The organism is Phaeovulum veldkampii DSM 11550, from assembly GCF_003034995.1.
Classification (GTDB): Bacteria; Pseudomonadota; Alphaproteobacteria; order Rhodobacterales; family Rhodobacteraceae; genus Phaeovulum; species Phaeovulum veldkampii.
Genome location: NZ_PZKF01000009.1, coordinates 51418 through 64927, shown reverse-complemented (window position 1 = coordinate 64927; position 13510 = coordinate 51418). Strand labels below are relative to the sequence as shown.

The following is a 13510-nucleotide window of genomic DNA, read 5'->3' as shown; positions in this document are numbered from 1 at the left end:
CCGATGACCACGCCCCGTGATCCCCGTGCGACGGCTTCGAAGGGGGCCGCCGCACGACTTGCCAAATGGATCGGGCTTGGCTTTGGCGCGCTGGCGGCGCTGATGATCCTTGCGGTGCTGATCCTGACGGCGGCCAATGTGATCGGCCGTTATTTCCTGAGCGCCCCCCTGCGCGGCGCCGAAGAGGCCACTGGCTATCTGGTTGTCGGCATGGTGATGCTGGGCGCCGCCGAAGCGTATCGGCGAGGGGATCACATCCGCATCGACCTGTTATCCGAACGTCTGGGGCCTGCGGGCCAGTGGTGGGTGGAACAACTGTCGCATCTGGCGGTGATCGGCTTTGCCGCGGTGCTGATGTGGACCGGCTGGCATACGGTCGCGTTTTCGCGGATGTTCGGCGCCTATTCGCCCGGCTATCTGCAAGTTCCGCTGTGGATACCGCAGACGGCGCTGATTGCCGGCGGTGCGCTGCTGGCGACCATGGCCGCGCTGCGGCTGCTGGATGATGTCCACCGCAAGATCACGCACGGAGCCCCGCGATGAGCGGCGTTATCATCTTTGGCCTGCTGATCGCGCTTCTGCTGACCGGAATGCCGATCTTTGCCGCCCTTGGCCTGTCGTCGCTGGTGGTGTTGTGGGCGATGGAGGGCAAGGTCGATGCCACCGCAGATGCGGTCTTTGCCAGCCTGAATTCGCCGCTTCTGGCCGCGATCCCGATGTTTGCCTTCATGGCACATGTGATGATCCGGGCGCGCGTGGTCGATGATCTTTATGACATGGCCAACAAGCTGGTGGGCCATGTCAAGGGCGGGCTGGGCTTTGCCACGATCCTGTCCTGCACGATCTTTGCCACCATTTCCGGGTCATCGGTGGCGACAGCGCTGACCATCGGCTCGACGGCGATCCCGCAGATGCAGCGGTTCGGCTATCGCCCCCGCGACAGTTACGGCGTGATCGCGGCAGGCGGCACGCTGGGTATCCTGATCCCACCCTCGGGGCCGATGATCCTCTATGCCATCGTCTCGGATGCCTCGATCGGGGCGCTGTTTCTGGCCGGGCTGGTGCCGGGGCTGATGCTGGCGGCGATCTTTGCGCTGTTCAGTTGGGCGCAGGTCACCATGCAAGGCGACACCCAAAAGCAAAGCTGGGTCGGCTGGGCCGAATTGCGGCGCGCGCTGGCCAAATCGTTCTGGGCAGTGATGATGCCACCGGTAGTGCTGGGCGGCATCTATCTGGGCGTCTTCACCGCGACCGAGGCGGCCGCCATCGGCGCTGTCTATGCGCTGGCGGTTGCGGTGCTGGTCTATCGCAATGTCACCCTGCGCGATCTGTGGGACTGTCTGTGGGAAACCATGCGCACCACGGCGATGCTGTTCATGATCCTCGCCGCCGCCGGCATTTTCGGTCATGCGATCACCATCATCCGACTCCCCGCCGAGGTGATGGAGGCGGTGACTGCGCTGAGGCTGGGCCAGACCGGTTTTATCATGGCCGTGATGGCAGCGATCTTTGTGCTGGGGATGTTTCTGGAAACCATCGCCATCATCCTGATCACCACGCCGATCATCCTGCCCACGATGGCGGCGCTTGGGATCGACCCGATCTGGTATGGCGTGATGCTGATGATCAACCTTGAACTGGCGCTGATCACCCCGCCTGTGGGAATGAACCTTTTTGTGATCAAGGGCATCACCGGCGCGCGGCTGTCAGAGATCATCCATGGCGCGCTGCCCTATGTGTTGCTGCTGATGGGCGGGTTGGCGCTGATCTGGGCCTTTCCGCAACTGGCGCTGTGGCTGCCGCAAGCCTCGGGCTTCGGGCGCTGAGGCTTGCGCCACGGGGCTTTCCCGCCCCGCCGGGATCGGCTATCCCGGCCTTTGCCTTGCGGAAGGAAAACAGATGCGCGCACTGATGATCCAGGGCACCGGCTCGAACGTGGGCAAGTCGCTGCTGGTGGCGGGGCTGTGCCGGGCAGCGCGGGCGCGCGGCCTGCGGGTCGCCCCGTTCAAACCGCAGAACATGTCGAACAACGCCGCCGTGACCATCGACGGCGGCGAGATCGGCCGCGCACAGGCTTTGCAGGCGCTGGCCTGCGGGCTGGAACCTGTGACCGACATGAACCCGGTTCTGCTGAAGCCCGAGTCTGAAACCGGCGCGCAGGTGGTGGTGCAGGGCCGCCGCGTAACCACCGTGCGCGCCGCCGATTACACGCAGGTCAAGGCAGGGCTGATGGCTGCGGTGCTGGACAGTTTCGTGCGGCTGAAATCTCAGGTCGATCTGGTGATCGTCGAAGGCGCGGGCAGCCCCGCCGAGGTGAACCTGCGCGCCAATGACATTGCCAACATGGGCTTTGCCCGCGCCGCCGATGTGCCCGTGGTCCTGGCGGGCGATATCGACCGCGGCGGCGTGATCGCGCAGATCGTGGGCACCCAGGGCGTGATCGACCCGGCCGATGCTGCCATGGTGGCCGGGTTTCTGATCAACAAGTTCCGCGGCGATGTGCGGCTGTTCGACGATGGCTACCGCTTTATTCAGGATCGCACCGGCTGGCGCGGCTTTGGCGTTCTGCCGTGGTTTCCCGACGCCCACCGCCTGCCTGCCGAAGACGCTCTCGACCTGCCGTCGGGTGGTGGCACGGGCCTGCATGTCGCCTGCCTTGCGCTGTCGCGCATCGCCAATTTCGACGATCTCGACCCTCTGGCACAGGAACCCGGTGTGCGGCTGACCATGGTGCAGCCAGGCCAGCCGATACCGGGTGATTGTGCGCTGGTCATCCTGCCCGGCACCAAATCGACCCGCGCCGATCTGGCCTTCCTGCGCGCGCAGGGCTGGGACATCGACCTTGCCGGACATGTCCGGCGCGGCGGGCATGTGCTGGGCATCTGCGGCGGCTATCAGATGCTGGGCCATGTGGTGCGCGACCCCGACGGGATCGAGGGCACGCCCGGCGAAACGCCGGGACTGGGCCTGCTGGATCTGGAAACAGTGATGACCGCCGACAAACGGCTGACCCGCACCACCGCCACCCATGCCGCAACCGGCCTCGGTGTGGAAGGCTATGAAATCCACATCGGCCGCACCGATGGACCGGCCCGTAGCCGCCCCTTTGCCCATGTCACGGGCGCGCCCGAAGGCGCCGTTTCCCCCGATGGCCGGATCGTCGGCAGCTATCTGCACGGTCTCTTTGCCTCGGATACGTTCCGCGCGGCGTTTCTGGCGGGCTTGGGCGCGCGGCCCTCGGGGCTGAATTATGGCACGGCTGTCGAGACCACTCTGGATGCGCTGGCCGCACATCTTGAGGCGCATCTTGACGTTGCGGGGCTGCTTGATCTGGCCCGCGCACCCGCCTGCTGACCACTGAGCGGAAACGTTCCGACTCTTTCCCCGCGATTGTCCGCAACAAGCCCCATTTGCGCCCGAATTGATCTGGATACCCAAAGAACCGGAAATCAGTTCCAGAAGGGGTGACAATGGATCGCCTGACCGAGATGGAAGCCTTTGCCACGGTGGTGGATCAGGGGGGCTTCACCGATGCTGCCCGCAAGATGGGCATTTCCAAATCGGCGGTGTCCAAGCATGTCTCGGCCCTTGAGGCGCGGCTGGGGGCGCGGCTGTTGAACCGCACGACGCGGCGCGTTTCGCCCACCGAAATCGGGCTGGCCTATTACGACCGCGCCCGCCGTGTGCTGACCGATGCGGGCGAGGCCGACGCGCTGGTCGCCGCGATGCAGACCGCGCCGTCGGGCGTGTTGCGGGTTTCGGTGGCAACCGATTTCGGGGTGAACCTGCTGTCGCCGGTGCTGGGCGATTTCCTGCGGGAATATCCCGACATCACCGTCAGCATGGTGCTGAACAACCAATATGTCGAACTGATCTCGGAAGGGTTCGACATGGCGATCCGCGTGGGCGAGATGGATGACAGCACCCTGCGCGCGCGCAAGCTGACCGAAACCGCCCGCCGGATGATCGGTGCACCCAGCTATTTCCAGAAATACGGGCGGCCACTGAAAATCGACGATTTGAACGACCACAAGCTGCTACATTACTCCAGCCAGTCCTCGGGCAATATGTGGAAGATCACTGCGCCATCGGGCGAACGGCGGCAGGTCCGCTCGGCCGGATGGCTGACGGTGAATGATGGCCAGTCGCTGTTGAATGCCGCGATCGCGGGGTTGGGCATCGCCTATCTGCCTTCGTTCCTTTACGCCGATGCAATGCGCAAGGGTCTGGTCGAAGAGGCCATTCCCGGCCTGCCGATGGAAACCCAAGGCATCTATGCGGTCTGTCCGCCGGGGCGGTTTACCCAGCCCAAAGTGCGCGCTTTCATTGATTTCCTGCTGTCGAACTTCGCCGACAAGGGCCCCGACAACTGGTAGCGCAGCGCGGGCTCCGTCAGGGCCGGTCCGATTCGGTTGTCAGCAGCACCGCCTCGACCCGCCGGTTCAGCGCGCGCCCCTCGGGGGTCAGGTTCGGGGCGCGCGGCGCAAGCCAGCCTGCCCCCTCAGCCTCCAACTGCCCGGCGGCAATGCCATGCCCGTTGACCAGTCGCGCCCGCACCGCATCAGCGCGCCGTTTCGACAGGGCGATATTGGCCGCAAGCCCCCCGGTCGCATCGGTATGCCCCACCAGCGCGATACGCTGACCGGGGTTCGCGGCCAGCCAGCCCGCCAGCGCCGCCAGTGAGGCATAGTCTCCCTGCGCCAGAACCGCGGCCCCGGATTCAAACGCCAGATCGTCCAGTGCCACCGCCCCCCGCGCCAGCAGTTGCGCACCGATCTCGTCGCTGGCGGTGGTGGGCTGCGGCAAGATCGGGTCGCCGGGTTGCTGTGGCGCGGTCATGGGCGCCATTGCTGGCTGAAGCGGCAGGTCTGACGCCGTGGCGGGGCCAATCTCGGTCAGATGAACAAAGCCCGCCTGCGGCGAGCGGCTGACGATCAGGCCCAGATGCCGCGCCGCGCCGCCCTCGCCCAGCCGTGCGGCCAGATAGCGGAAATCGCTCAGATCCACATGCATTTCAGGTTCGGGCAACAATTCGGTTTCGTAGCGGAAATCAAAGCCGCCGCAGGCGTCTGTGTCGCATTCAAACAGCACCGTCCAGCCCGCGCCCTGCAACTGCCCGCGCAGCGCCATCAGCACCTCCAGCGTGCTGAGCCGGATCTCGGGCAGCTGCCATGCCGATTGCCGTAGCGCGCCCTCCAGCACCGCGACCGGCAGCCCCTCGGGGCGCCAGGCCCCGACCGGCAGGCGATAGCTGGCCATCGGCTCGGTCCGGCTTGCCGTCGGCGTGGCGGGGCCGGGAAACAGAGGCGCGAATTCGGCCTGCGCCGGGCAGGCCACCAAAGCCGCAAGGGCAAGAACGACCGCCCTCAAGCCGCAACCTCTGGCGCCTGCCGGTAGTGGTAGCGGCTCACCTCGGCCAGCCCAATGCCACGATACAGCGCCAGCGCCCCGGCATTGGCCTGCGTGACCACCAGCGCCAGCGTCTGCGCCCCCGCCTCGGCGGCCCAGAGGGCGGCGGCGCGCAGCATCCAGCGCGCCAGCCCCTGCCGTCGCAGCGCAGGCAGCACATGCATGGCGTGAACCATCGCCACGCCCTGATGCAGCGCCACAAAGCCCACCCCGGCGGCGCGGTCACCGGTGCGGCCCAGCAGCGCGCATTTAGGCGGCGCGGCGCGCGCCATCACCGCCAGCCGGGCAGGGCCGATGCCGCCCTCGGCCCACAGATCGCGCTGGATCGCCAGCGGCGGCCAGTGGCAAAAGGCGCTGATCGGAGGCGGCGCCTCGGTCGCCACGGCGGCAACCGGCGCGGCCAGCACCACCACCGGATCGACCACATCATAACCGCGTGCGGCCAGCGCCGCATCCAGCGCCGCATCCTCGGGCCGGATCATGAACAGCGGGCACTGGCCCAGCGCATGATGCACGGCCTCGGCCAACTCGATATCGGCGGGCGTCCAGGCGCCCGCGACGCTGGCCGCCGATACCCGCTTGCCACCCCCAAGCCCCTCGCGCACCACAAAGCCCCCCGCCCGATGCAACGATGCCGCGGGCCATGTGGCATCGATCACGTCAAACGGGTTTGTCGTCATTCTCCCTCCGGGAACAGCGCGCACAGCCGGGCCATTGCGGCGTCGATCCGTGCCGGATCGGTGCCACGGATCACAAGATTGGTGCCAAAGGCACCATCCTTGACAAAGGGATAAGACCCCATCGACAGATCGGGATATTCAGCCGCAAGGTGGCCAAAGGCATCGGCGACGCTGGCCTCGGCCTGCATCACCCGCAGCGATTGCGACATCAGCGGCCTGCCCCCGGTCAGCGCGGGCAGCACCGAGGCCACCATCGCCTGAAAGATATTGGGCACCCCCGCCATCACATGACAGTTGCCGATGGAAAAGCCGGGCGCCGCCGACACCGGGTTTTCGATCAGGCAGGCCCCCTCGGGGATGCGCGCCATGCGCAGCCGCGCCTCGTTGAACTCCAGCCCGCGGCCGGCGTAATGCGCGGCCAGAATCGCGCGGGCATCCTCGCGCACGCCGATGCGCGCGCCAAATGCCTCGGCTACCGCATCGGCGGTGATGTCGTCATGCGTTGGCCCGATCCCGCCCGAGGTGAACAGATGGTCATGCGTGCCCGCCAGATCGCGCACCGCGGCCACGATGGTTGCGTGATCGTCGCCCACCACGCGGATCTGGCGCAGGTCGATCCCGGCCTTGGCCAGTTCGCCCGCCAGATAATGCCCGTTCCCCTCGCGGGTGCGCCCGGTCAGGATTTCATCGCCGATGATCAGAATTGCAGCGGTGGGGTTGGGCATGACGGGCTCCTTTGCGCAGACGCCACAGGTATAGGGCCCGCCCGTCCACGGGGGAAGCCCGGATGGCAACCCGCTCTGGCCAAGGCGGCGAATAGTGATTATCTACGGGCCGATCAAGCAGGAGCATAGCCGTGCAGGAAACCCGAGGCCGCGTCACTAAAGACGGCATCCGCATTTACGAAGACGCAGATTTCGAGGGGATGCAAGCCGCAGGTCATCTGGCAGCCCGCATTCTGGACGAGGTGGCGCCCTTGGTGGAACCGGGCGTGGCCACCAGCACGCTGGACGACTTCATCCGCAACCGGGTGGAGGAACTGGGCGCGAAATCGGCCACCATCGGCTATCGCGGCTATCAGCATGCCTCGTGCATCTCGGTCAACCATGTGGTCTGCCATGGGATTCCGGGGCCCAAGGTGCTGAAAGACGGCGACATCCTGAATATTGACGTGACCGTGATCCTTGATGGCTGGTTCGGTGACACCAGCCGAATGTATGTGGCGGGGATGCTGTCGCGCAAGGCCGAGCGGCTGATACAGGTCACGCATGACGCGCTGATGCTGGGGATCGCGGCGGTCAAACCCGGCAACACCTTTGGTGACATCGGCCATGCGATCCAATCCTTTGTCGAGGCGCAACGAATGAGCGTGGTGCGCGATTTCTGCGGTCACGGTCTTGGCCGGGTGTTCCACGCGCCGCCAAATGTTCTGCACTATGGCCGCCCCGGCATGGGGCCGGTGCTGGAGGAGGGCATGTTCTTCACCATCGAGCCGATGGTGAACCTTGGCCGCCCCGAAACCAAGGTGCTGGCCGATGACTGGACCGCGGTGACCCGCGACAAGTCGCTGTCGGCCCAGTTTGAACATTCGGTTGGGGTGACGGCCACAGGCTGCGAGATTTTCACCCTTTCCCCGGCGGGCCGGTTTCACCCGACCTGGGGCTGAACACGGCCCCAGCCGCAGAGCGGTGGCAGGACCGGGCGACACGGCCGTAAATATAAAATTTATTCAATGTATTGACGCCAAATCAGGCAAGGCATCCTGTGAGCCGCCGGATGACTGTCACCTTGGCAGGGCGTAAAACCGCCGATGTGTCAGCTTGGCTTGGACTTGCTCACCGCGGCTTGCTATCAAAATGAATGATTTTGTCCTGAGAGCATTTATCCGCCTTGAAAACATCATCTCACAGACTTGGGGCGTTTGGGCTCTCCACCTATCTGGGAAAAAAGCTTTACGATTTGTCCCCCGCACTTTATCGGCGGCTATTGGGCTCGGGCCGATCAGGTTTTGTCCGAACAGCCTACGGCGTCGAGATGGCGTCGAACTGGGAGGATGCGACCTTCCGAATGTGCGTTTTCGGTGGTCATGGTCGCGCTCTTGCCGATCTGCTGAAGGGGTTGAATCGCCCGTTCACATTTCTTGATGTCGGTGCAAATCAGGGGCTGTTCACCCTGCTGGCAGTGCAAAACCCTTTTTGCGAAGAAGCGATCGCTTTTGAACCCGTTCCCGAAACCTTTGGGCTGCTTGCTCACAACGCGGCGCACAGCCCGATGTCCAACCGGATTCGATGCGTACAGGCAGCCATTTCTTCGGAAACTGGAACCGCAACAATCAGCCTGAGTGATGGCCACAGCGGTGCGGCATCGCTGACGGATCGCAAATTGGGGAATGGCCGAACACTGACTATCGACACGCTGTCGGCGCATGACATTGACCGCCTGCTGTCGGGTCAGTCTGATCTTGTGATCAAGGTGGACGTGGAAGGCTTCGAATGGGTCGTGATCCCCGAAGTCCTGAAACTCGCCTCCGCCCCACGTATCTCGCACCTCTTCTTTGAGGTCGATCTTGCCTGGGTTGACGTTAAAGCCCTTTCTGTCGCGCTCCGCGCAGCGGGGCTGACCAAATTTTCACGACACGGCGGCAAAAACCATTTCGATATGCTCGCGACCCGACCGCAAGGCAAGATCTAGGCGGTAGGGCCTTTCGCCCGCGACACACGTCGCGATGCAGCCAACAAAGATCAGCGCGTAACAGCAATCAAAACGACCGAACGTTTGACAGACCACCACGCAGGGCGCGGAAAGCGCCAAAGCGGAATGTGCGCTGCCGGCCAATCTGGTGGCTGAATGACGGCTGAAAGGACGCGAATGTTCGGGCCTAACGGCCCGCGAACCAAACACCAAAAACCTGGGTTACCGGCGTCGCTTTGGGATGTGTTGAGAATTCAAGTTTGGCTTTATACACAAAACCAAAGCGAGCAATTTGTGGCGGACCCGGAGCGATTCGAACGCCCGACCCCTAGATTCGTAGTCTAGTGCTCTATCCAGCTGAGCTACGGGTCCGTTGTGTTGGGCCGTTTAGCCTCCGCCGCTGGGCAATGCAAGGGCTAAAATGATCGGCCCTGCATTGCCTTGGCCAAATGTCAGTCGCGCGGCAGGGCAAGCCCCAGGATCATGCGCTGGCGTGCGGCGTCGCCCCCGGCCAGATCGGCCAGCGTCTGCTGCGGGGTGACGTCAGTCACGCCCCCTGCAGCCAGGCGGGCGACCAACACCTCGGGCGTCTGGCCCGACAGTTCGGCCAGAACCTCGACCCGCAGTTTGCCCGCAACGCCAGCCAGAGCGCGCATTTCGGGGCCGGGGCCCATGCCCTTGGGGGCAATCGGCAGGAACGACAGGCCCAGCGCAACAACGCCCAGCGCCATGATCGCCCTCGCCAGCGGACGGCGCAGATAGGCCATGAACGGCCGCCAGTTCAGGATCAGGTGCGCGATGCCGCCCGCCACCATGACCAGCCCGGCCCATTCGTGGATACCCTTCATCAACCCGGTGTTAAGGTGGAAAAACATCAGCACACCGCTGACCGCCATCACAAGGAAAGCGCCGATCACAAGGGGCGTTGCCCAACTGCGCAAGGTCATCTGTCATCTCCGGTTGCCCCGGCCTTGTGGCGGGGTTGCCCGTGTGGAACGGCGCTGCCGCTGTGTTCCGACGCCAAAGCAGCGCATGTCAGGGCTGCACCAGGTGCAAGGCAACTCTTAGCCCAGCGTCCGCTCCAGGGCGAGTTCGCGCGGCAGGTGCAGCATGAATTCGGTGCCGCCGCTGTCTGACCGGACCAGTTCCAGCCAGCCGCCATGCCCGCGCACCAGTTCCGCCGAGATCGCAAGCCCAAGCCCGGTGCCGCCCTTGCGGGTGCCGCCCTGAAACGGCTGGAACAGATGCTCCTTGGCGCGTTCCGGCAGGCCCGGCCCGGTATCGCCGACGCGCACCCACCACCCGGTTTCCTCTTCACCCGCACCAATTTCCACCGTGCCGGGCTTGCCCGTCGCCTCGATCGCCTGACGCGCATTGCGCATAAGGTTCGACAGCACGCGATACAGTTGCTCGCGGTCGGCGCGGATCACGAAATTCGGCGCGATATCGGTGACGAAATCCACGCCCACGGCTTCGGCCGACAGCGTTTCCCCCTCGATCACCTCGGCCACCAGACCCGCCAGCATGAAGCGCGACAGGCTTGGCGGCGGTTCCTCGGCGCGGCCAAAGGTCAGCGTGGTTTCGCACAGATTTACCGCGCGCGAGATCGAGGCCACCAGTTTCGGGGCCGCCCGCTTGACGGCCGGATCGCGGCTTTCCTCCATCCGGTCGGCAAAAAGCTGCGCCGTGGTCAGGATATTGCGCAGATCGTGGCTGATCTTGGCCACCGCCTGCCCCAGTTGCGCCAGCCGTTCCTTTTGACGCAGCGAGGCGGTCAGTTGTGTCTGCATCGAGGCCAGCGCCTCCTCGGCCTCCCGCAGTTCAACGGCGCGGGCCTGCGGGGCGATGATGCGTCGGGCATCCTCGGGCGCCTCGGCATACGAGGTCATGTGCCGCACCAGCCGTTTGATCGGTGTCAGCAGCAGCCCGCGCACCGACAGAAACAACAGCAGCGCCGTAGACAGCGAAAACACCGCCGACAGGGCCAGAACACGCAGGCCGGTGTCGATCATGCTGGCGCGCAGGGGCGCGGTTTCCATCGTGATCTCGATCTGCTGACCGCCCGCCCGAACCGGCGCACCGATCACCCGGATCACGCTGTTGCTGCGATCGGCAAGCTGGGTGACGGCATCGCGAACAAGCTCGAAATCGGTCGGCTGGCGCATGTCATAGGTCGCCCGGACCGCCCCCGGCAGCGGCGAAGACAGCACCAGTTGGCGCAGATCATCACGCCGCAAGACGACGTTGAACACGCCTGCGTTCGACAACAATTCCGCCTCAAGCTCCGGCTCGATCATCGTGTCCGAGGTCAGCAGCGCCAGCGAGGCGATCTGCGCCCGCTCCAGACGCGACAGGATATAGTCCCGCCGGTCGTTGGCCACGGTCGGCAACAGGATCATCGCCTCTGCCAGCAGCACGAAGGCCGATGTCAGCAACAAGAACCTGCCCGAAAGCGTGTTGAAGAACATGCCCACCCTCTTTGCGGGTCAGGGCAGCACACGCTGGATCAGCCGCACTCCCCGCTTCACCACAGGATTATCAAAGAGTTTAGGGGAAAAATAGGTGCCAGACGCACGTTTGGAGATTTCACCCAGCGTCGGATAGGGCAGCACCGTGCCCGCCACGGCCGAAAGCTTCAGCCGGTTGGCCAGCATCAACGCCCATAGCCCGATGATCTCGTCGGCGTCCGGCCCCACCACCGTCACACCGACGGGGCGGCCCCTGACCACCATCAGCTTGATAAACCCCTCGGTCCGGGCCATTGCGCGCGCCCGGTCATTGCCTGCGAACGGCTCGTGGATCACAGTCACGGCTGCGCCATGGGCAGCGCGCGCCTCGGTCTCGGTCAGGCCCACCTGTGCCAGCGTCGGGGTGGTGTAGGTGGCGCGCGGAATATGATCGCCGCGCGCCCGCACCGGCAGCCCCAACAGAGCCGAGCGGATCACCAGCCCGGCATGATAGCCCGCGAGATGGGTGAACTGCCCCAACCCCGCCGCATCGCCGATGGCAAAGATGCGCCGGTTCGTCGTGCGCAGCCCCGCATCCACCCGCACCCCCTGCGGGCCGGTTTCAACCCCGGCGACAGGAAGGTTCAGCCGGTCTAGCGCCGCGCGCCGCCCGGTGGCCACCAGCAGGTGAGAGCCTGTCACCTGCCGCCCGTCGGCCAGCCACAGCGCCAGCCCCTGTTCGCCATATCCGGCGCGCTCAACCGCCACGCCCTCCAGCACCTCCACCCCCTCGGCGCGCAGCGCCGCCACCAGGAGCGCCGCCGCCTCGGGGTCGTCGCGGCCAAGGCAGCGCCCGGCTTCGACCAGCGTCACCCGGCAGCCCAGCCGTCGATGTGCCTGCGCCATCTCGCAGCCGATCGGGCCACCGCCCAGCACCAGCAGATGATCGGGCGCCGCACGCAGCCCAAACAGGGATTCGTTGGTCAGAAAAGGCACCTCTTCCAGCCCCGGCACCGGCGGGATCGCCGGGCGCGAGCCGGTGGCGATCACAAAGCGGCGCGCGGAAATCGTGGCCCCGCCCGCCGTCAACGTGTTGGCCGAGGTAAACCGCCCCCAGTCGCGGATCACCCGGACCCCCAGCCCCTCGAACCGCTCCTGACTGTCGTGCGGGGCGATACCGGCGATGGTGGCGGCGACATGATCCATAGCAGCGGCGTAATCCACCACCGGCGTCTGTCCGGCCACGCCGGGGCCGCCCGCGCGCACGGCCTGCGCCGCGGCCGCGGCCGCCAGCAGCGCCTTGGACGGAACGCAGCCATGGTTCAGGCAATCGCCCCCCATCGCAGCCGCCTCGACCAGCACCACCCGCGCGCCCATCTGCGCAGCTCCCGCCGCCACCGAAAGACCGCCCGCCCCTGCGCCGATGACACAGATATCCGTCGCTATCGCTTCGCTCATAACTCGCGCCCCCTGATCCGACGAATGAAGATGGGCAGCGCCGCCAGCGCAGCCAGACCCAGCAATGGCACCAGAACCGGCGCAGTAAAGATCACCCCCAGATCGGGCGTCTCGCCCCGCGCGATCACCTCGGACAGCCCCGCGCCAACCGAGGTATAGACCAGCGCACCGGGCAGGATGCCGAAAAACGTGGTCAGCGCAAACCGGCCCGTGGCCACCCCAGCAAAAGCAGGCAGCAGGTTGGCCAGAAAGAACGGCACCACCGGCACCAACCGGATCAGGAACAGAACCGACAATTCGTTTTCGCGGATCGCTGCCAGAACGCGCGCGGCGCGGCCCCCGCCCTCGGCGATTCGGGCGGCAAGCCGGTCACCGGCGCCCCAGCGCGCGGCGATGAAGACCGCCACCGCCCCGATCGTGGCGCCAATGACGTTGAACAAAACCCCCGGAAAGACCCCGAACAAAAAGCCCCCGGTCAGCGTCGCCACCAGCGCACCGGGCAGCGACAGTGCCACCAGCCCAGCATAGGCGGCAACAAACCCCACCGCCGTCAGCACCGGCGCGGCTTCGCGCGCGGCGATCAGGCGGGCGCGGTTGTCGGCCAGCGCCGCAAAACTCAGCCGGTCGCCCAGCGCCCAGGCTCCCAAAACCGCAACCGCAACCATCAGCGCCAGCAACGCCAGCCGCCGCGCCTGCCCATCCTGTGCCATCGGTTCCCTTTACCCTTGCCACGCGCGCCTGTTTTTCCCAGTTAGCTCTGCCCACCGCCCCGGCCAGAGCGGTTCAAGAAAAACCCCTCCGGTGAATTGACTTGGAAGGCAAGCC

Annotated in this window: 13 protein-coding genes and 1 tRNA gene; 6 read left to right on the top strand and 8 right to left on the bottom strand. The window is 65.5% G+C overall.

Annotation, left to right across the window (positions count from 1 at the left end; genetic code table 11):
• The first annotated feature begins 3 nt into the window (after positions 1-3).
• From C5F46_RS05635 to C5F46_RS05620, 4 genes are all read left to right on the top strand, one after another.
• Positions 4-543, top strand: a complete 540-nt coding sequence (locus tag C5F46_RS05635) for a TRAP transporter small permease (protein WP_107324386.1) — start codon at positions 4-6, stop codon at positions 541-543.
• Positions 540-1826, top strand: coding sequence for a TRAP transporter large permease (locus C5F46_RS05630; protein WP_107324385.1), 1287 nt, complete (start codon positions 540-542; stop codon positions 1824-1826). The genes C5F46_RS05635 and C5F46_RS05630 overlap by 4 nt, the downstream gene beginning before the upstream one ends.
• Before the next feature lie 73 nt (positions 1827-1899).
• On the top strand, positions 1900-3354 hold the full coding sequence (locus C5F46_RS05625) for a cobyric acid synthase (RefSeq protein ID WP_107324384.1): 1455 nt from the start codon (positions 1900-1902) through the stop codon (positions 3352-3354).
• A gap of 116 nt (positions 3355-3470) precedes the next feature.
• Positions 3471-4376 carry a LysR family transcriptional regulator gene (locus C5F46_RS05620; RefSeq protein ID WP_107324383.1) on the top strand — a complete coding sequence of 302 codons (906 nt, stop codon included), beginning with the start codon at positions 3471-3473 and terminating at the stop codon, positions 4374-4376.
• 16 nt (positions 4377-4392) lie between these two features.
• On the opposite strand, the gene C5F46_RS05615 is transcribed toward C5F46_RS05620, so the two are convergent.
• From C5F46_RS05615 to C5F46_RS05605, 3 genes are read right to left on the bottom strand one after another with little or no spacing between them, the layout of a single operon-like run.
• A complete protein-coding gene (locus tag C5F46_RS05615; RefSeq protein ID WP_107324382.1) occupies positions 4393-5370 on the bottom strand; it encodes an OmpA family protein in 978 nt (325 codons plus the stop codon).
• Entirely contained in the window at positions 5367-6089 is a 723-nt protein-coding gene (locus C5F46_RS05610; RefSeq protein WP_107324381.1) for a GNAT family N-acetyltransferase, read from the bottom strand. Before C5F46_RS05610 ends, C5F46_RS05615 begins: the two co-directional genes overlap by 4 nt.
• Positions 6086-6814 (bottom strand): competence/damage-inducible protein A, encoded by a 729-nt coding sequence (locus C5F46_RS05605; RefSeq protein ID WP_107324380.1) that lies wholly within the window; start codon positions 6812-6814, stop codon positions 6086-6088. The genes C5F46_RS05610 and C5F46_RS05605 overlap by 4 nt, the downstream gene beginning before the upstream one ends.
• 131 nt (positions 6815-6945) lie before the next feature.
• Between C5F46_RS05605 and map the strand changes: the two genes are divergently transcribed.
• Together map and C5F46_RS05595 are read left to right on the top strand one after the other, a co-directional pair.
• Complete coding sequence (map, locus tag C5F46_RS05600) at positions 6946-7755, top strand: type I methionyl aminopeptidase (protein WP_107324379.1); 810 nt, start codon at positions 6946-6948, stop codon at positions 7753-7755.
• A 368-nt stretch (positions 7756-8123) separates the two neighbouring features.
• Positions 8124-8780 carry an FkbM family methyltransferase gene (locus C5F46_RS05595; RefSeq protein WP_107324378.1) on the top strand — a complete coding sequence of 219 codons (657 nt, stop codon included), beginning with the start codon at positions 8124-8126 and terminating at the stop codon, positions 8778-8780.
• Positions 8781-9075: 295 nt separating this feature from the next.
• Here the strand turns inward: C5F46_RS05595 and C5F46_RS05590 are convergent.
• The 5 genes from C5F46_RS05590 to C5F46_RS05570 form a co-directional block, all read right to left on the bottom strand.
• Positions 9076-9152, bottom strand: a tRNA-Arg gene (locus C5F46_RS05590).
• Positions 9153-9232: 80 nt separating this feature from the next.
• On the bottom strand, positions 9233-9727 hold the full coding sequence (locus tag C5F46_RS05585) for a DUF4405 domain-containing protein (protein WP_107324377.1): 495 nt from the start codon (positions 9725-9727) through the stop codon (positions 9233-9235).
• A gap of 117 nt (positions 9728-9844) precedes the next feature.
• Positions 9845-11248 carry a sensor histidine kinase gene (locus tag C5F46_RS05580; protein WP_107324376.1) on the bottom strand — a complete coding sequence of 468 codons (1404 nt, stop codon included), beginning with the start codon at positions 11246-11248 and terminating at the stop codon, positions 9845-9847.
• Between the two features lie 18 nt (positions 11249-11266).
• Positions 11267-12685 (bottom strand): dihydrolipoyl dehydrogenase family protein, encoded by a 1419-nt coding sequence (locus C5F46_RS05575; RefSeq protein ID WP_107324375.1) that lies wholly within the window; start codon positions 12683-12685, stop codon positions 11267-11269.
• Positions 12682-13395, bottom strand: a complete 714-nt coding sequence (locus C5F46_RS05570; RefSeq protein ID WP_107324374.1) for a TVP38/TMEM64 family protein — start codon at positions 13393-13395, stop codon at positions 12682-12684. Before C5F46_RS05570 ends, C5F46_RS05575 begins: the two co-directional genes overlap by 4 nt.
• Between the last annotated feature and the right edge of the window lie 115 nt (positions 13396-13510).